Annotated in this window: 17 protein-coding genes; 15 read left to right on the plus strand and 2 right to left on the minus strand. The window is 65.4% G+C overall.

The genetic code is table 11. From position 1 onward, the window contains the following. The first annotated feature begins 18 nt into the window (after positions 1-18). Together BO1_RS52675 and BO1_RS24975 are read left to right on the plus strand one after the other, a co-directional pair. Positions 19-1,017, plus strand: coding sequence for a LysR family transcriptional regulator (locus BO1_RS52675; RefSeq protein WP_084688177.1), 999 nt, complete (start codon positions 19-21; stop codon positions 1,015-1,017). 72 nt (positions 1,018-1,089) lie between these two features. Next, positions 1,090-1,578 (plus strand): NUDIX domain-containing protein, encoded by a 489-nt coding sequence (locus tag BO1_RS24975; RefSeq protein ID WP_028219879.1) that lies wholly within the window; start codon positions 1,090-1,092, stop codon positions 1,576-1,578. A gap of 43 nt (positions 1,579-1,621) precedes the next feature. Here the strand turns inward: BO1_RS24975 and BO1_RS24980 are convergent, their stop codons facing one another. Then, a complete protein-coding gene (locus BO1_RS24980; protein ID WP_028219880.1) occupies positions 1,622-2,512 on the minus strand; it encodes a LysR family transcriptional regulator in 891 nt (296 codons plus the stop codon). 101 nt (positions 2,513-2,613) lie between these two features. On the opposite strand from BO1_RS24980, the gene BO1_RS24985 reads away from it, so the two are divergent. The 8 genes from BO1_RS24985 (at position 2,614) to BO1_RS25020 (ending at position 12,755) form a co-directional block, all read left to right on the plus strand. Then, entirely contained in the window at positions 2,614-4,167 is a 1,554-nt protein-coding gene (locus tag BO1_RS24985; RefSeq protein WP_028219881.1) for an AMP-binding protein, read from the plus strand. Between the two features lie 16 nt (positions 4,168-4,183). Beyond that, positions 4,184-5,365 (plus strand): acyl-CoA dehydrogenase family protein, encoded by a 1,182-nt coding sequence (locus tag BO1_RS24990; protein ID WP_028219882.1) that lies wholly within the window; start codon positions 4,184-4,186, stop codon positions 5,363-5,365. 32 nt (positions 5,366-5,397) lie between these two features. Next, positions 5,398-6,504, plus strand: coding sequence for a CaiB/BaiF CoA transferase family protein (locus BO1_RS24995; protein WP_043286362.1), 1,107 nt, complete (start codon positions 5,398-5,400; stop codon positions 6,502-6,504). A 36-nt stretch (positions 6,505-6,540) separates the two neighbouring features. Further along, on the plus strand, positions 6,541-7,857 hold the full coding sequence (locus BO1_RS25000) for an MFS transporter (protein WP_245643899.1): 1,317 nt from the start codon (positions 6,541-6,543) through the stop codon (positions 7,855-7,857). Between the two features lie 84 nt (positions 7,858-7,941). Continuing rightward, on the plus strand, positions 7,942-9,003 hold the full coding sequence (locus BO1_RS25005; RefSeq protein WP_028219885.1) for a porin: 1,062 nt from the start codon (positions 7,942-7,944) through the stop codon (positions 9,001-9,003). A gap of 44 nt (positions 9,004-9,047) precedes the next feature. After that, positions 9,048-9,404 carry a BON domain-containing protein gene (locus tag BO1_RS25010; protein ID WP_028219886.1) on the plus strand — a complete coding sequence of 119 codons (357 nt, stop codon included), beginning with the start codon at positions 9,048-9,050 and terminating at the stop codon, positions 9,402-9,404. Positions 9,405-9,442: 38 nt separating this feature from the next. Then, complete coding sequence (locus BO1_RS25015) at positions 9,443-10,798, plus strand: serine hydrolase domain-containing protein (RefSeq protein ID WP_043286367.1); 1,356 nt, start codon at positions 9,443-9,445, stop codon at positions 10,796-10,798. Between the two features lie 235 nt (positions 10,799-11,033). Further along, positions 11,034-12,755: a class I adenylate-forming enzyme family protein gene (locus BO1_RS25020; RefSeq protein WP_028219888.1), complete on the plus strand. Its 1,722-nt coding sequence runs from the start codon at positions 11,034-11,036 to the stop codon at positions 12,753-12,755. Between the two features lie 33 nt (positions 12,756-12,788). On the opposite strand, the gene BO1_RS25025 is transcribed toward BO1_RS25020, so the two are convergent. Next, positions 12,789-13,448 carry an FMN-dependent NADH-azoreductase gene (locus BO1_RS25025; protein WP_043286370.1) on the minus strand — a complete coding sequence of 220 codons (660 nt, stop codon included), beginning with the start codon at positions 13,446-13,448 and terminating at the stop codon, positions 12,789-12,791. Between the two features lie 458 nt (positions 13,449-13,906). Here BO1_RS25025 and BO1_RS25030 point away from each other — a divergent pair, with 458 nt between their 5' ends. The 5 genes from BO1_RS25030 to BO1_RS52680 form a co-directional block, all read left to right on the plus strand. Next, positions 13,907-14,293 (plus strand): OsmC family protein, encoded by a 387-nt coding sequence (locus BO1_RS25030; protein ID WP_028219890.1) that lies wholly within the window; start codon positions 13,907-13,909, stop codon positions 14,291-14,293. 35 nt (positions 14,294-14,328) lie between these two features. Next, positions 14,329-14,919 (plus strand): class I SAM-dependent methyltransferase, encoded by a 591-nt coding sequence (locus tag BO1_RS25035; RefSeq protein WP_028219891.1) that lies wholly within the window; start codon positions 14,329-14,331, stop codon positions 14,917-14,919. A gap of 182 nt (positions 14,920-15,101) precedes the next feature. Further along, positions 15,102-15,851, plus strand: coding sequence for an electron transfer flavoprotein subunit beta/FixA family protein (locus tag BO1_RS25040; protein WP_028219892.1), 750 nt, complete (start codon positions 15,102-15,104; stop codon positions 15,849-15,851). Positions 15,852-15,866: 15 nt separating this feature from the next. Then, positions 15,867-16,799, plus strand: a complete 933-nt coding sequence (locus BO1_RS25045) for an electron transfer flavoprotein subunit alpha/FixB family protein (protein ID WP_028219893.1) — start codon at positions 15,867-15,869, stop codon at positions 16,797-16,799. Then, positions 16,789-17,689 (plus strand): HpcH/HpaI aldolase/citrate lyase family protein (locus tag BO1_RS52680; protein ID WP_063744712.1); only part of this gene is annotated, 901 nt, incomplete at its 3' end. The genes BO1_RS25045 and BO1_RS52680, both read left to right, overlap by 11 nt.

Genomic DNA, 17,689 nt, shown 5'->3' on the forward strand with positions numbered 1-17,689 from the left:
ACGACAAGGGCAGGCGACATGAACAGACAGCATGAATGGCCCGCTGCGGACCGCATCGATCTGAACCTCTTCCGGGTCTTCGAGGCGGTCTACCGCGAACGCAATCTCACGCGCGCGGCGGCCATCCTGCACCTGAGCCAGTCGGCGATCAGCCATGCGCTCGCGCGCCTGCGCGAGCAGATCGGCGACCCGCTGTTCGTGCGAGAGGGCCGCGGCGTGGCGCCTACGCCCGAGGCGCGGCGGCTCGCCCCCGCGATTACCGAAGCGCTGGGCCTGCTGCAGGACAGCGTGGGTCGCCTGCGCGAATTCGATCCCGGCCGCGACGCCCGCTGCTTCACGCTGAGCATGCCCGAGCAACTGGAGCCGATGCTGCTGCCCGCCATCGTCGCCGATCTGCGCGCGCGGGCGCCGCTGGCGCGGGTGCGCAGCGGCGGCGTGCGCTGGGCCGAACTCAAGCTTGAAATGGCGGCGGGGCAGGTCGACCTCGCCATCGAGATCGCCCGGCCCGCCGATGCGGAGCTGCACCAATGCCAGCTCCTGAGCGAGCCGCTGTGCGTGGTGGTGGGGCCGCAGTTTCGCGGCGAGCTCACGGCGCAGCGCTACCTCGACGCGCAGCACATCGCGGTCACGTCGCGGCGGCGCGGCATCTCGGTGGAGGATCTCGCGCTCGACCGCGTGGGGCTTTCGCGCAACGTGGTGCACCGCTGCCAGCACTACCTGGCGGCGAGCCTCGTGGCCGCGCAGAGCGATCTGCTGCTGACGATGGTGGACCGCTATGCGCGGCTCATCAATGCGCCGCTCGGCAACCGCGTCCTGCCGATGCCGCTCGATCTGCCGCCCGTGAGCCTGAATCTCTATTGGCACGAACGGACCGGCAACGAGCCCGGCAACCGGTGGCTGCGCGAGCGGGTGAGGGAAGCGTGTGCTGGAGGCGGCAGTGCGTTGGTTCGGAGTCCGGAGGTTGATCGGGCCGGGGCGGGTGATGCGCAGTCTGTGGCGCGCGGCGCCTCGGTTTGAACGATGGGCTTCGTCACACGAACGCGTACGAGCCGGAAGATACTTTGATCGTGAAACTAGACGGGAGATCTCATGCCGAGTCTTGAGCGTACGCGGCTGGCTATGCTTATTGACGCTGTGTGGCGCGTAGCGCTTCGCCTCGCGTTTCCGCTTGCTCGCGTCTGGTGGCGGCTTCGACGGCCTCACCATGAGGGCGCGCTAGTCGCAATCTATGTCGGGCAGGCGCTGTTGCTGTTGAAGTCGTCATACCGGGCCGAGTGGAATTTTCCAGGCGGCAGTGTCCGGCCCGGTGAGGCGCCGGAGGCAGCGGCGCGGCGAGAAATGGATGAGGAGATTGGTTTCTCGTCGTACACATTGGTCCCCGCTGGCAGCGCGTTTGGGACCTGGGACGGGCGACAGGACCGCGTGCATTTCTTCGAGCTGCACCTCGATCGCCTGCCTGAGTTGCGGCTCGATAATCGGGAGATTGTTGCCGCGCATCTGGCGTCGCCGCAGGAGTTGGGCGGCATCGCGGTCACGCACGCGGTTGCTGCGTATCTCGGCAGGAAGCAGGGCGGCTAGCAACGCTGCCTTTCATTCGCTGCGTCCCGGCATTCCACCCCCCTCATCCCATCCGCTCCCGCAACACCGCGATCAGGCGCTGAGCAAGCGGTGACAGCCAGGCGCCCGCCCGGTATGTCATGCCCACTTGCCGGCGCAAGTCGAGTTGCTCGGTGTCGAGCCGCAATGCGCGCAAGCCCCGCAGCGTCCCCAGCGACTCGGTTCCGGCCACGCAGAGCATCGTCGTGCCGCGCAGCAGGTGAAGCAGCGAGTGGCTCCCGAAGTCCGTCTCGACGCGCAGCTTCGGCCCCGCGAGGCCGCGCTGCCGGAACGCCTCGTCGACCTGCTGACGAATCCGGATGTGCGGCGCGGGCAGCAGCCACTGCTCCTCGGCGAGGTCGGCCAGCGTGAGGCCGCGCTTGCGATGCAGCCGATGGCCCTCGTCGGCCAGCACGACGAGGCTGTCGTGAAAGAGCTCGACGAACTCGCAGGTGCCATCGGCGCTGTCCAGTTGTGGCGCGACGATCAAGTCCAGCTCGCCCGCGAACAGCAGTGCGCCGAGATCGCGCGCGAGCCGCCGGCGTAACCGTAGCTTCGCCGCGGGCCGCTCGATCATCAGCTGCTGGCATGCGCCGAGCACGAGCGAGCCCGGCACGGTCGGCGAATAGCCGATCCGCAGCAGGCCCTGCTCGCCGCTGCGCAGCGCTTCCATCTCCTTTAGCGCGTCGTCGTATTCAAGCGCGATACGCCGCGCGCGTGCAAGAAAGAGCGTGCCGGCAGGCGTCGGCGTGACGCCATTCACCGTGCGTTCGAAAAGCGGCAAGCCCGCCTGCTCTTCCACGCGCCGCAGCGCCTTCGTGAGCGCCGGCTGGCTCATGCCGAGCGCTTCCGCCGCCTTGCCGATGCCACCGTGCTCCTGCACGGCCAGCAGATAGTCGAGGTCGCGTGTTTCCAAGGTCATTCCCATTGGTTATGCACCTATGCCAGGTGCGGCATTGAGGTGATGCCTCATATCTTACAGACTACGGTCAGACCGATGAACCAGGAGACACTGCATTGAGCTTTGCCTACTTTCTGCGCCGCGCCGCGCGCTACTGGGGCGACCGCACGGCGGTCATCCACCACGACCGGCATCTGAGCTTTCGCCAACTCGAGGAGCGCTCGACGCGCCTCGCCAATGCCCTGCTGGGACTGGGCCTCGCAAAAGGCGACCGCGTCGCCGTGCAATCACGCAACTGCACGGAGCTGGTCGAAATCGAATGCGCGCTCTACAAGGCCGGGCTCGTCAAGGCTGCGCTGAACCCGCGCTTCACGGCGCATGAGGCTGCCGATGTCGTCGAGAACTGCACGCCGCGCGTCCTGATCGCGGGCCCGGGCTATACCGCCTACACGCGGGCATCGGCCGGTTTCGCCTCGATCGAGACGTTCATCTCGATCATGGGCGACGCCCCCGGGTATGCCAGCTACGAGACGCTGATCGAACGCGCGAGTCCGCACGCGCCCGACTATCGCCCGCAGGCGGACGACCTGGCCGTGCTGCACTTTTCGTCGGGGTCGACCGGACGAATCAAGGCCGCCATGCAGACCTACGGCAACCGCCTTGCGTCGTTGCGCAAGATCGTCCTCGGCATGGACCGGCCGGCGCGCCCGGGCGACCGCCTCGCGTTGATCGGCCCGGTCACGCACGCCTCGGGCATGCTCATGCAGCCCTATCTGTTCAACGGCGCGACGCTCGTGCTCTTCGATGCGTTCGAGCCGGCCCGCTTCATCGCCGATATCTCGCGCCTGTCCATCACGCATGCCTTCATGGTGCCGGCCATGATCAACATGCTGCTCGGCGAATCCGCGCTCGACCACGCCGATCTGCGCAGCCTGAAGATGCTCGGCTACGGCGCGGCGCCGATGGCGCCCGCGCGCATCGAAGAAGCGTGGGCGCGCATTGGCCCGGTGCTCTCGCAAGGCTATGGCGCGAGCGAATCGACGTCGGGCGTGACGCGCCTGTCCATCGCCGATCACGCCGACGCGCTCGCGAATCGTCCCGCGCGGCTCGCTTCGTGCGGACGGCCGCTCGGCGAAACCGAGGTCTGTGTCGTCGACGAACAGGGGCGCGAGGTGAACGGCGAGACGATCGGTGAAATCGTGATTCGCGGCGACGACGTCTTCCGCGGCTACTGGGGCGCGCCCGAACTGACGGCCGAGGCGCTCGTCGACGGCTGGCTGCGTACCGGCGATCTGGCGCGCGTCGACGAAGAGGGCTTCATCTATCTGGTCGATCGCCGCAAGGACATGATCATCTCGGGCGGCTTCAACGTCTATCCGACCGAGGTCGAAGCGACGCTCTACCGTCACCCGGACGTGCTCGAAGCCTGCGTGATCGGCGTGCCCGACGACAAGTGGGGCGAAGCCGTCAAGGCCGTGGTCGTGCTCAAGCCGGGGCGCGAGGCGACGGCCGAGGCGCTCGCCGCGCACTGCCGCGCGCAGCTCGCCGACTACAAGCTGCCACGCTCGGTCGCCTTCGCGGCAGGGCTGCCCAAGAACGCGAGCGGCAAGATCGCCCGCAAGCTCGTGCGCGAGCAGTACTGGCAAGGCGCCGCGCGCCGCGTCAACTGAATTCACAGGAAAACTTATGTTCGACCACCTGAACGGGCCCGCGTTGATGGAAACGCGCGAAGGCATCCGCCGCTTCATCACCGATGAACTGCTGCCGATGGAGCGCGAGCTCGGTCTCGGCAGCGAGGATGTCTGGCCGAAAGAAACGCTGCAGCGGGTGTGGCGGCGCTCGGCCGAACTCGGCTACTACGCGGCCTGCCTGCCGGTTGCGCTTGGCGGCAAGGGGCTCTCGATCCTCGAGCAATGCGCGCTCAAGGCCGACCTCGCCGCTTCAGGATCGGCGCTCGCCCCGCATGTGCTGGGCGACCTGGGCGGCCCGCCGCGCGTCGGCAACATGCTGAAATACGCAACGCCCGAACAGCTCGAGCGGTATTTCAAGCCGGTCATTCGCGGCGAGAAGTCGACCTGCTTTGCGCTGACCGAACCGCATTCGGGCTCCGATGCACAGAGCATCTCGACCACGGCCGTCCAGGATGGCGACGCACTCGTGATCAACGGCGTGAAGCATTACATCAGCGGCGCACCGTTCGCCGATTTTGCGATTCTGATGTGCGTGACCGATGCAAGCACGAGCCCGCCCGAGATCACGGCCGTTCTCGTCGACCTCGATCTGCCAGGTGTGACGGTCGAGCAGCGCTACGTGCCGATGTCGGGCCAGCACATCGATGCGGATATCCGCTTCGACCGCGTGCGCGTGCCGCTTGCGAACGTTTTCGGCGGCAAGGGCAACGGCTTCCGGCTCGGCATGTCGCGCATCAACGTGAACCGCCTGCTGCATTGCCCGACGATGCTCGGGCTCGCGACCTCGGCCTACGAGGCCTCGCTGGACTACGCCCGCGCGCGCCGCCAGTTCGGCGGCCCGATCGCGCGCTTCCAGGCGATCCAGCACATGCTCGCCGACATGGCCGCCGCGCTCTGGGCCTGCGAGAGCATGATCGCCCAGACCGCGATGCTGGCCGATGCCGGCGCCGATCTGCGCGCCAAGGCGGCGGCCTGCAAGTTGTTCGTCTCGGAGCGCTGCTTCGAAGTGGCCGACAAGGCGGTGCAGATCCACGGCAACGTGGGCGTCACGCGCCACCATCCGATCGAGCAGACGTTCCGCAAGCTGCGCATGTTCCGCGTCTTCACCGGCACGAGCGAAATCCAGCGCAACACGATCGCCCGCGCCATCCTCGAGCCCGCCCAGGCGACGAGCTGAACCGGCAACACCGGCATAAGGAGACTCAAGCCATGGCGCAAACCAAACCGCAGTGGTCCTGCCTGAAAGACGTCACGATTGTCGACGTGAGCCAGCTACTGCCGGGACCCCACGCGACATCATTGCTCAAGCAACTCGGCGCCGACGTCGTCAAGGTCGAACCCCCGGGTGCCGGCGACCCGACACGCGCGCTCAGCCCCGTCCTGTTCGCGCAGCTCAATCGCGGCAAGCGCTCGGTGGCGCTCGACCTGAAAACACCGGACGGCAAGCAAGCGTTCATCGAACTGATCCGCGAAGCCGATGCGCTGGTCGAGGGCTTCCGGCCCGGCGTCATGGCGCGGCTCGGGCTCGACTATGCGACGCTCGCCGCGGTGAACCCGCGCCTCGTCATGTGCTCGATCTCGGGCTTCGGGCAGAGCGGCCCCTACGCGCACGCGCCGGGCCACGACCTGAACTACCTGGCGCTGGGTGGCTTCTGGTCGGTTCCGGTTCAGGTCAACGACCGCGTGACGCGGCCGCGCATCCGGATCGCCGACTATGCGGCGTCGAGCCATGCCGCGCTCGCGCTCACCGCGGCCATTCTGAGCGCCCGGGCGAGCGGGCGCGGCCAGCATCTCGACGTCTCGATTCACGACTGCGTGATGGCGTGGACCACACCCGCCGCGTGGGCGTCGCGCGAATACGTCGACCATCCGCTGGACTCCCCGGGCGTGATGCCGGAGAACGATCTCTTCGAAACGCGCGATGGCCGCCATCTCGCGGTCGGCATTCTCGAGAACAAGTTCTGGCTGAATCTGCGCGAGGCCATCGGCGCCGACTTTCCCGCGCTGATGGACGAGCGCTTCGCGACGCGCGCCGGGCGGCTGCGGCACAAGCTGGAGGTCAACACGCTGCTCGCGCGCATCTTCGCGACGCGTTCGCTTGCGCAATGGATCGCGACGCTGCAACGCTTCGACCTGCCCGTCTCGCCCGTGCTCGACGCGCACGAGCTGTTCGCGGACCCCCATGTGCAGGCGCGCGGCATGGTGCGCGAGGTCGCCGCCGACCAGACCGTCGCATGTCGCTTTCCGGTGAAGTTCTCACTCGGGCTGCCCGACGGCGACGACAACGTTCCGATGCTCGGCGAGCACGAAAGATAAGGTTCGGCCAGAACGACAATCACGGAGACAGATACGGTGACAGATACGGCGAAAATCGACGCCCCCTCGTACAGCCCGGTTCGCGCATGGTCCATCGCGGCTATGCTCGCCCTGATGATGCTCGTGAATTTCCTGGACAAGGTCGTACTGGGACTCGTCTCGGTACCGATGATGCGGGAGCTTCATCTCACGTCGACGCAGTTCGGCGTGATCGGCGGCAGCCTCAACTGGCTGTTCTCGATTTCGGCGGTGCTCGGCGGTCTGATGGCAAACCGGGCGTCGACGAAATGGCTGCTACTCGCAATGGCCGCGGCGTGGACCGCACTGCAATTGCCGATGCTGCTTGCCGGATCGATCTGGAGCATCCTCGCCTGCCGCGTGCTGCTTGGCGCGAGCGAAGGGCCCGCCTCGCCCGTCGCCGTGCATGCGCTCTACAAGTGGTTTCCCGATGCGAAGCGCAATCTGCCGGTTGCCGTGCTCCACCAGGGAAGCGCGCTCGGGCTGCTCGTGGCGGGACTCGGCATACCGGTCGTCAGCGCGCACTGGGGGTGGCGCGCGAACTTCTTGGTGCTGGCGGCGCTTGGCGCGCTCTGGTGTGTCGCCTGGCTTGCCTTCGGTGCGGAAGGCGCCCTGACCACGCGTGCGCCTGCCGAGCGTCAGGTACGCGTGCCCTATGCGCTGCTGCTGACCGACCGGACCGTGCTCGGCACCTTCGCCGGGCACTTTGCGGCGAACTGGATTCTCGCCATGACGCTGACCTGGATTCCGACGTGGCTGCAGCTCGGCATGGGCTACGAGGCGCATGCCGCCGGACGCATGTTCGCCTTGTTCGTCGCCATCACGGCACCGCTGAGCCTCGGGCTTGCGGCGCTCTCGCAGCGGCTGCTGGCGCGCGGCGTGCCTTCGAGGCTCGGTCGAGGGGCATTCGTTGCGGCAACGCTCGCCGTCGCAGGGATGCTGATCTCGGCGCTCGCACTGCCCGGCCTGGCGCCGCTCGCGAAGTTCGTGCTGCTCACGCTCGGCAGCGGCATGACGCTCGTGACGTACTCGGTCGGACCCGCGATGCTCGGCGAGGTGACACCCGATTCGCAACGAGGCGGCATCCTCGCGCTGAGCAACGGATTCTCGTCGCTCGCGGGTCTCGCGGCGCCGGTCGTCACGGGCATGCTCATCGATCAAGCCGGAGGCTCGACGGCGCAGGGATTTGAAATCGCATGCTCCGTGTGTGGTTTCGTATTACTCGGCTGCGGCGTGCTCTGTGCGTTTTGTCTGGATCCGCAGCGATCGTTCATCAGGCTCTCTGGCTCGACGTCGGACACCGGGGTGAATCAGACGCTCACCGATCCCGGTTAGCCGCGCTCGATGTGTCGCTTCGCGAGACATCGCCCTATCGATAATTAGTAATACAAACAAAATATAGAACTATCAAGGAGACACATGAAAAGGATTTTGATGGCCACCCTGATCGGCGGCGTGCTTCCGCTCACGTCTTACGCGCAATCGACTGTCACGCTGTATGGTGACATTGGAGGCGGCATGCGCTGGACGAATGGGCAAAAGGGTGGCGCTACCGTAGGCTTCAACAACAACATCGTCGCCGGCAACCAGTTCGGTTTCTTCGGCAAGGAGGATCTGGGCGGCGACCTTCAGGCGATCTTCAAGCTCGAAGGCGCTTTCAACAGCGGCACCGGTGCGTTGAAGAATGCAGGGACGCTGTTCTCGCAAGCGGCGTTCGTCGGGCTCAAAGGCGATTTCGGCCGGCTCACCTTCGGCCGGCAGCTCAACGTCAACGAAGACTTCTCGATTCTGATCGATCCGGCCGGCGGCCAGGGGCAGTCGCTCGCGATCGAACCCGGTGTGGTGTTCGACGCGAACTACTTCACACTCGATTCGCGGTTCAACAACACCATCAAATATCTCGGCCAGGCAGGCGGCTTTCGCTTCGGTGCGAGCTACTCGCCAGGCGGCGTTGCGGGCAACACCCGGGCAGGCACCAACTATTCCGGCGCTGCGATGTATCAGTGGGGGCCGGCGTTCGGCGGCGCCTCGTACCAGAAGACCTGGAACGCCACGGCAACGCAGTGGGCGCAGACGTTCCAGACCGGTGGCTCCCTGCAGGTCGGGCCCGCGCGCCTCTATCTGAGCTACGCGGACCTCGAGGTGACGGCGGCGAATGCCGCCGCGCCGAACCGGCGCGACCACATTCCGGGTGGGGGCGTCGTATGGGTTCCGGCAGCGTCGCTGCAGTTCACGGCGGCGTTCTATGACGACATCGCCAGCCACCTCGGCAATGCACAGTCCGCGAGCGGCCACAAGTTCACCACCTACGCGATCGCGGAATACCTCCTGTCGAAGCGCACCGAACTCTATGCCGAAGCCGACTACAACGGCTTTTCGGGTGCGTACCGCTTCGATCCGTCGAATATCGCCGCGCTCGGCACGGCAGCCGGTACGCGATCGACGACCGGCGTATCGCTTGGCGTCATGACGCGTTTCTAGGCCCCGTCTCTCCCTTTTCCCTTTTGATGGACTCATTGAACAGCATGAACGCCTCTTATCGAATTCCGCGCACGGTTATCGTGGCCATGCTCCTCACGCTCACGACCCACGCCTTCGCACAAACGCAGGGCGCAGCAACGGGCAGCGTGGCGGCCGCGAGCGCGCCGTCGTCGGCAAAGGCCGCCGACAGGAAGCTCGCGCATCGCGTAGCCAGCAGGCTGGCGCGCACCCGTGGGCTGAATGCCGCGCGCATTCTCGTGAAGGCGCGCGACGGCCAGATTACGCTCTCCGGATCCGTATCCGACAGCGAGCAGATTCCGCTTGCCGCCGACGCAGCGAGGCAGGTGGACGGCGTCATTCATGTAGAGAACCGCATTCGTGTCTCCGGGGCGTCGCTGTAGACGACGCGGGCCACACCGATTTCGAGGAGCACATTTTCATGAATCGACGCAACGATCCTGCAACCCGTTCGACCCCCGCGCTTTTTGCCACCGCATTGCTGTGCGCCAGCCTGGCACTGCCCATTGCCGTGCGCGCGCAAACCGTCGGCACGTTCGCCGACGCCGCCGCCGAAGCGAGCGTCATGCAGGGCTTTCCGCCGCCCGACGGCGCGCTCACCAACCGCGCAAATTCGCTACGCTATCCCTACCTTCGCTGGTCGTTGCGCAACACGCGCATGCTGATCCCCACCGCCAATGTAGACCGTGCGGGCGACCCGTTGCCCTTGCCCGATGGTCCGAAGCTCGATCCCGACGCGGTGCAATTCACGGTAGACGGCACCACGCTCACGCTCGCGGACTATCTGCGCCGCACGCGCACCGATGGCTTCATCGTCGTTCACGACGGGCGCGTTGTGATGGAGCGTTATTTCGATGGCTACGGTCCACATCAGACGCATGCGTGGGCGTCGATGACGAAATCGGTAACGGGGCTGGTCGCAGCGCAGTTGATCGCCGAGGCCAAGCTCGACCCGGACGCGCCGCTCTCGACCTATGTGCCGGAACTGGCGGGGACGCCGTTCGGCGACGCGACACTGCAGCAGAATCTCGACATGGAGGTGGCCATTCGTTATCCCGCGGCCCTGCCGCCCGATCTGGGTCTCTTTGGCGCCGTCGGCATCGTGCCTCGCCCAGGCGGCGCCCCCGACAGCATTTATGGGTTCCTCAAGGTGGCGCAGAAAGCCCCCGAAGTGGCCAACGGGCGCGTGTGGTACTACCAGAACGGCTCGCCTGAAGCCGTGGCTTGGGCGATAAGGCGCGTCACCGGCGAATCGTGGAGCAAACTGGTCACACGCATGATCTGGCAAAAGATCGCCGGCGATGACGGCGACGTTGTCGTCGATCGCACGGGCACGGAGATGGCCAGCGGCGGCTTGAACACCACGCTGCGCGACGCGGCGCGCTTCGGCGAGATGGTGCGCAGGAGTGAGGCGGGTGACATCGCACCGTTTCCAGCGGCGGCGACTCGCCTTGCATTGAAACCGGAGCAGAACGCGGCGGCATTCGCGCGTGGCAATCTTGCGCCTGGCCGCCCCGGCTACAGCTACCACGATTACTGGTACCAGCTCAACGACGGCGATGGATCGATCGCTGCCGGCGGCCGCTTCGGACAGGCCATTCTTATTGATCCACGCGCACGCCTCACGATCGTCAAGTTCTCGTCCGAGCCTGACCAGGCGCAGCGCCCGACTAGCGCCTCGGGCGGTGCGATCACGCACACACCGCTGGAAAGCGCGGATGCATTGCACGGGGCCATGCTGGCCATCGCGCAGACGCTCGAAGCCCGAAAGCCGTGATGACGCGACGGCGGGGCGTATCGTCGATGTCGTTATGCGCTGCTCGTCACGACCGGGACGGTGCGCCCGGGGTGACTACGTGCCTATGCACCGCGAATCATCGCCCCTCCTTCGCCCGATTTTCCGGTTGCTTTTTTGCGCACGCTCGTGCAATTTATGCTCTCGCCCGGGTGTGCGCTCTGTTCATCCACACATTGCATCGCGAGCGCACGGGGGCGTGACTGCCGGAGCGCACATGACGCCCTATCAAAGCAAACCGTGGCTGACGCATTATGCGCCCGGCCATACGGCGACCATCTCGCAGGACCACGCCAACGCGCTGAACCTGTTTCGCGCCGCCGTCGAGCGTGCGCCGCAGCGCGCAGCGCTGCTCTATTTCGACGGCGCGCTCAGCTATGCCGAACTCGACGCCCAATCCAGCGCGCTGGCCTGCGCGTGGCTCGAACGCGGCTGCGCACGCGGCGATCGCATCGCCATCTATCTGCAGAACGTGCCGCAGTTCGTGATTGCGCTCGTGGCGGCGTGGAAGATCGGGGCGATTGCGGTGCCCATCAATCCGATGAACCGCGCGCGCGAGTTACGGGTGCTGCTGGCGGATTGCGGGGCGCGCGTGCTGGTCTGCCATGCATCGCTGCATGACGAGGTAGTGCGGCCTTTGCTCGCCGAAGAGACACGCCTCGCGACCGAACGCGCCGCAAGTGGCGAGGCGAGCATCAAGCCGATCGTGATGACCACCTCGGCGCTCGACTATCAGCACCGCGACGACGAACGGCTTTTCGCGGGCATGGCGCGTCCGAACGCGACAGCGGCGATGGCGGCAACGGCGAACCAACCCGACGCCGAAGACCTCGGCACCGTCATCGCCGCTTCTCGCTCGCGCAAGCCGCCCGCCATCGATTTGCGCAGCGACGACGTCGCCATGCTCGTCTACACCTCGGGCACCACTGGCGTGCCCAAGGGCGCGATGAACACGCACGGCAACGTCGCGTTCAATGCACAGGTGTATCGCGACTGGACTGGCTTGCGCGAGGGCGCGCCGATTCTCGGCCTCGCGCCGCTCTTCCACATCACCGGACTCGTGGGCCACATAGGCGCCGCTTTCATCTGCGCGGCCCCGCTCGTGCTCGCGTTCCGCTTCGAGCCGGGCGTGATGCTCGACGCCATCGCGGAGCACCAGCCCGAATTCACGATCGGCGCCATCACGGCCTTCATCGCGCTGATGAATCATCCGCTGGCGACACGCGCGCATTTCGCCTCGCTGCGGCGCATCTATTCGGGCGGTGCACCCATACCGCCCACCGTGATCGAGGCGTTCCGCGCGCGCTTCGGCCACTACATCCACAACGGCTACGGTCTCACGGAAACGAGCTCGCCCACGCATATGGTGCCGGTTGGCCGCGAGGCGAGCGTCGATCCCGCGTCGGGCACGCTGTCGATCGGCGTGCCGGTCTTCAACGTGGAGTCGTATATCGGCGACGACGAAGGGCGGCCGCTGCCGCCGGGCGAAGTGGGCGAGATCATTTCGCGCGGGCCGATGATCGTGCCGGGCTACTGGAACAAGCCGCAGGAGAGCGCGAGGGCGATCGTCGATGGCTACTTTCGCACCGGCGACGTGGGCTTCATGGACGCGAGCGGCTGGTTCTATCTCGTCGATCGCAAGAAGGACATGATCAACGCGGGCGGCTACAAGGTCTGGCCGCGCGAAGTGGAAGACGTGCTGTACACGCATCCCGCCGTGCGCGAGGCCGCGGTGGTGGGCGTGCCGGACAGCTATCGCGGCGAGACGGTGAAGGCCGTGGTGAGCCTCAGGCCGCAGGCGAGCGCCACGCCCGAGGATCTCATTGCGTATTGCAAGGCGCGCATGGCGGCGTACAAGTATCCGCGCATCGTCGTGATCATCGACGAACTGCCGAAGACCGTGACGGGCAAGATTTTGCGGCGCGCGTTGCGTGACTAGCACGCGGGAGCCTGCTAGTCACGCAAAGTGGACTTACGCAGCGGCGGCGATGGTCTCGCGGGCGCTCGCGAGCGCGGCGCTCGCTGCTTCCGGACCCATATTCATGCCTTCGGCGTAGATGAAGCTCACGTCGGTCATGCCGAGGAAGCCGAGGAACGACGTCAGGTACGGCGTCTGGCTGTCATTCGGCGTGCCTTGATAGATGCCGCCGCGCGCCGAAACCACGAACACCTTCTTGCCCTTCACGAGGCCTTCAGGGCCGTTCGCCGTGTACTGGAAGGTGACGCCTGCGCGTGCGATCCAGTCAAAGTAGGTCTTGAGTTGCGACGAGATGCCGAAGTTGTACATCGGCGCGCCGATCACGATGATGTCGGCGGCTTGCAACTCGGCGATCAGCGCGTCGCTGCGTGCGGCAATGGCCTGCTGCTCCGGCGTGCGCTGCTCGGCCGGCGTGAAGAACGCGCCGAGCACGGCGTCGTCGAGGTGCGGCAGCGGTTGGGCTTGCAGGTTGCGCGTGAGAACCTTCGCGCCAGGCTTTGAGTTTCGCAGCTTGGCCGTCAATTCGTCGGCGAGCAGCGTCGACTGCGCGCCTTGCGAGCGGGCGGCGGAATTGATTTGTAGAATCGTGGTAACGGCGGTTTTTTGGGGAGTTGGGCGCACAATATTGCGCAGGAATTGCAGAATCGTGGTCATGGCGGCTCCGGGTCTTGTGCGCGCAATGTTGCGCAAGTGGAGGCATTGTGTTTTCTTGCGTCTCCCCGAAAAAGCCATCTGTCGACAACGAATCGTTGCTGCGATAGAACAATCGGCGATGCTGATAAGTGGTGCATTGCTTCGCTTTCCTCTGAGCATTGGGCTGCCGCGCGGACTCGGCCCCCAGCCCACGCTCGCGCTTCGAGCAAGCCACACATACTTCAGGAAAACCTGTGTTTGACCACGTCAAATTCGGCGTCAGCGACGACGGGCACAATATCGAAGTGGTTTGCCACGAACCGGCTGCCTGAGCGTTCCATCGAGCGACGTCCGCAAGCGGCCTTTGCCCCGCATGCGGGCGCATGAGGCTGGTAATCCGGACACCAGAATATCTGCTCATCTTTTGTTCTTCGCGCATCATGCGTACGCTGATCGTTACGATATGACGTGAGACAGACATGGTCGTGGCGAAGAGAACGGGCGCCGTCTATGGCGTGGAGATCGCGAATGGTCGCGTGCGGCTCATGGCCGATACGCGCAAGGCGCAACGGGGTGGCGACACGGGCATGCGTCCGCACGAATTGCTCGAAAGTGCGCTTGCCGCGTGCATCTGCATGTCGATCGAGATGGCGGCCGAGTGCGCAGGCGTGGCGATGCGGGCATGCACGGTCGAAGTGCGCCTCGACCGGCGCGATCATGAAACGCGCTTCGATGTGGCTGCGCAATTCGGCGCGGCGCTGTCCGGCGTGCAAGCGGACCTCGTACGCACCGCCATGGCTGCTTCGCCGGTCGCAAGCACATTGGGACGGCCTGTGCGCTTCAATTTTGAACTCGGCGCGCATTGATCACGCATCGGGCGCGGCGATTTGCGGAGGCACACGTGGATAAATCCACCATCGACACCTATACCAACGCTGCGAGCCGCTATGCCGAAGAATGGCAGGCGCAGCCCGCGCCCGACGACATGTATGCGCTGCTCAAGCAGCACTTCGTGGACGGCGGCGAGACGGCCGACATCGGCTGCGGCGCGGGCCGCGACGTGGCATGGCTCGATGCCAACGGCTACCCTGCGATGGGCTACGACGCGTCAACGGGACTGCTGGCACAGGCAGCGGCGCATTACCCGCATCTCCGGTTCATGGAGGCCGCACTACCCGAACTCGATGGCGTGCCGCGCGGCGCATTCGACAACGTGCTGTGCGAGACTGTCATCATGCATCTTCCCGTACCGCAGATAAGCGCTGCGTGCGCACGTCTCGTCGATATCCTCAAGCCGGGCGGCGTGCTCTATCTGTCTTGGCGCGTTTCGGAGGGCGAGAGTCAACGCGATGGCGCTGGACGCCTCTATGCCGCATTCGAAGCCGACCTCGTGCGAGACGGCTTGAACGGGGCCGCTATCGTGCTCGACAGCGAAGCCGTCAATGCATCGTCGGGCAAGTGTGTTCACCGGATAGTCGCGCGGCGCAATTAGCGGCGTAAATGCACCGATGCGCAGCGTGAAATTGCACTCGCGCCGCCGCGGCCCAGCGGCGCATTCACCGACCAATAGGCGTGGACTATGACGGGCAGAGTTAATCGATAGTTGTCGTACATCGCGATCCCACGTGTAATGCGTTCTCAAGTAGCGCGTATGAAACAGTGGAGGGGACGAAAGTGAAGATCGTGGTGCCGGTTAAGCGTGTGGTCGATTACAACGTGAAAGTTCGCGTGAAGTCCGATGGCACGGGCGTGGATATCGCCAATGTGAAGTTCTCGATGAATCCGTTCGATGAAATCGCCGTGGAAGAAGCCGTGCGATTGAAAGAAGCGGGCGTGGCGACGGAAGTCATCGTCGTGTCTGCTGGTGTCACGCAGGCGCAGGAAACGCTGCGTACGGCGCTGGCGATCGGCGCGGATCGCGCCGTGCTGATCGAATCGAATGAAGATTTACAGCCGCTCGCCGTGGCGAAACTGCTGAAAGCCGTGGTCGATAAAGAGCAGCCTTCGCTGATCATCCTCGGCAAGCAAGCCATCGACGACGATTCGAACCAGACCGGCCAGATGCTCGCCGCGCTGGCGGGTCTGCCGCAGGCGACGTTCGCTTCGAAGATCACCATCGCAGATGCCCGCGCCACGGTTGCCCGTGAAGTCGATGGCGGCGCGGAAACGCTGTCCCTGCAATTGCCAGCCGTGGTGACCACCGACCTTCGTTTGAACGAGCCGCGCTACGTCACGCTGCCGAACATCATGAAGGCCAAGAAGAAGCCGCTGGAGACGATCAAGCCTGAAGACCTTGGTGTCGATGTCACGCCGCGCCTGAAGACCCTGAAGGTTGCCGAGCCGCCCAGGCGCAGCGCGGGCGTGAAGGTCGCCGACGTGACTACGCTGATCGAGAAGCTGAAGACCGAAGCCAAGGTGTTGTAAGGGAGTGGATTGAACATGACGAATCTGGTTATTGCCGAACACGACAACGCAACCGTCAAGGCTGCGACGCTGAACACCGTGGCTGCTGCGCAGAGAATCGGCGGCGACGTGCATGTGCTGATTGCGGGGCACCATGCCGAGGCTGCTGCCGACGCAGCGGCGAAGATCGCCGGCGTTTCGAAGGTGCTGCTGGCCGACGCACCGCAGCTTGAAGCGGGTCTTGCCGAAAATGTCGAGGCCACGGTCCTTTCGATCGCGAAGAACTATACGCACATCCTCGCGCCGTCGACGGCAGCGGGCAAGAACGTCACGCCACGCATTGCTGCGAAGCTGGACGTTGCGCAGATCTCGGACATCACGGCAGTGGATTCGCCGGACACGTTCGAGCGTCCGATCTATGCGGGCAACGCAATCGCGACGGTGCAGTCGCAAGACCCCATCAAGGTGATCACTGTACGTACGACCGGCTTCGACGCTGTCGCGGCCGAAGGCGGCAGCGCAGCGGTGGAGAAGATCGAAGCGGCGGCAGGCGGCGGCCTTTCGCAATTCCTGAGCCGTGAAGTCACGAAGCTCGACCGTCCCGAACTCACGAGCGCGAAGATCATCGTCTCGGGTGGCCGGGGTCTCGGTAGCGGCGAGAACTACACGAAGGTTCTGGAGCCGCTCGCCGACAAGCTCAACGCAGCGCTTGGCGCGTCGCGCGCGGCAGTCGACGCGGGCTACGTCCCCAACGACTACCAGGTCGGGCAGACCGGCAAGATCGTCGCGCCGCAACTCTACATCGCGGTGGGCATCTCGGGCGCAATCCAGCATCTCGCAGGCATGAAGGACTCGAAGGTGATCGTGGCGATCAACAAGGACGAGGAAGCGCCGATCTTCAGCGTCGCGGACTACGGCCTCGTCGGCGATCTGTTCACGGTCGTGCCGGAGCTCGAGCATGGCCTCTGACGTGCACGTCGCGCCGGGCCTTGCGCCCTCGCGCGAGAACGCCGCGCAGGCGGCGTTCTCGCCGCAGTCGTACCTGTTCGTGCCGGGCAGCCGTCCCGAGCGTTTCGAACGGGCGCTGTCCAGCGGTGCGGACGCGGTCATCGTCGATCTCGAAGATGCTGTCGAGCCCTCGGCGAAGGATGCCGCGCGCGAGGCCATCGCGAGCTGGGTGTCGCGCTGCCACCCGGTGCTGGTGCGCATCAATGCGCGCACCACGCCGTGGTTCGAACAGGATGCGAGGCTAGGCGCACTCGATGGCGTAGCGGGCATCGTGCTGCCCAAGGCCGAGTGCGCCGAGGACGTCACGTCGGTGGTCGCCATCGCGCGGCGGCGTGTGCCTGTCTATCCGCTGATCGAGAGCGCACAGGGCATGTGGAACGCGATGGCCATCGCCAGGGCGCCTTTCGTGAAGCGCCTGATGTTCGGCACGCTCGATTTCATCGCCGATATGGACATGCCCGACGACGGCGAGCCGCTCAATCATTATCGGAGCCAGCTCGCGCTCATCTCGCGCGTGGCCGGCATCGAGGCGCCCGTCGACGGCGTCACGCCCGATATCCACGATCTCGAGCGCATCGAGCGCGATGCGCTGAACGGCAAGCGGCTCGGCTTTGGCGCGAAGCTTTGCATTCATCCGAAGCAGATCGAGGCCGTGCACCGCTGCTATCGGCCGAGCGAGCAGGAGCTCGCATGGGCGGCGCGTGTGGCCGATGCGGCAAGCAAAGCCGGAGCGGGCGCGATCACTGTGGACGGCAAGATGGTCGACCGCCCCGTGATGTTGCGCGCGCAACGAATGCTTGCGCTGGCGGCGACGCTCAAACAACAAGCTGAAACTCCCAAGGTGGTGGCCG

It is taken from the genome of Paraburkholderia oxyphila NBRC 105797, from assembly GCF_000685075.1.
GTDB lineage: Bacteria > Pseudomonadota > Gammaproteobacteria > Burkholderiales > Burkholderiaceae > Paraburkholderia > Paraburkholderia oxyphila.

Coding starts and splice junctions, on each gene's coding strand:
- BO1_RS25015 (WP_043286367.1), top strand. CDS start 9,443: ATGAATCGACGCAACGATCCTGCAACCCGTTCGACCCCCGCGCTTTTT.
- BO1_RS52675 (WP_084688177.1), top strand. CDS start 19: ATGAACAGACAGCATGAATGGCCCGCTGCGGACCGCATCGATCTGAAC.
- BO1_RS24990 (WP_028219882.1), top strand. CDS start 4,184: ATGTTCGACCACCTGAACGGGCCCGCGTTGATGGAAACGCGCGAAGGC.
- BO1_RS24995 (WP_043286362.1), top strand. CDS start 5,398: ATGGCGCAAACCAAACCGCAGTGGTCCTGCCTGAAAGACGTCACGATT.
- BO1_RS24975 (WP_028219879.1), top strand. CDS start 1,090: ATGCCGAGTCTTGAGCGTACGCGGCTGGCTATGCTTATTGACGCTGTG.
- BO1_RS25045 (WP_028219893.1), top strand. CDS start 15,867: ATGACGAATCTGGTTATTGCCGAACACGACAACGCAACCGTCAAGGCT.
- BO1_RS25005 (WP_028219885.1), top strand. CDS start 7,942: ATGAAAAGGATTTTGATGGCCACCCTGATCGGCGGCGTGCTTCCGCTC.
- BO1_RS25010 (WP_028219886.1), top strand. CDS start 9,048: ATGAACGCCTCTTATCGAATTCCGCGCACGGTTATCGTGGCCATGCTC.
- BO1_RS25030 (WP_028219890.1), top strand. CDS start 13,907: ATGGTCGTGGCGAAGAGAACGGGCGCCGTCTATGGCGTGGAGATCGCG.
- BO1_RS25020 (WP_028219888.1), top strand. CDS start 11,034: ATGACGCCCTATCAAAGCAAACCGTGGCTGACGCATTATGCGCCCGGC.
- BO1_RS25025 (WP_043286370.1), bottom strand. CDS start 13,448: ATGACCACGATTCTGCAATTCCTGCGCAATATTGTGCGCCCAACTCCC.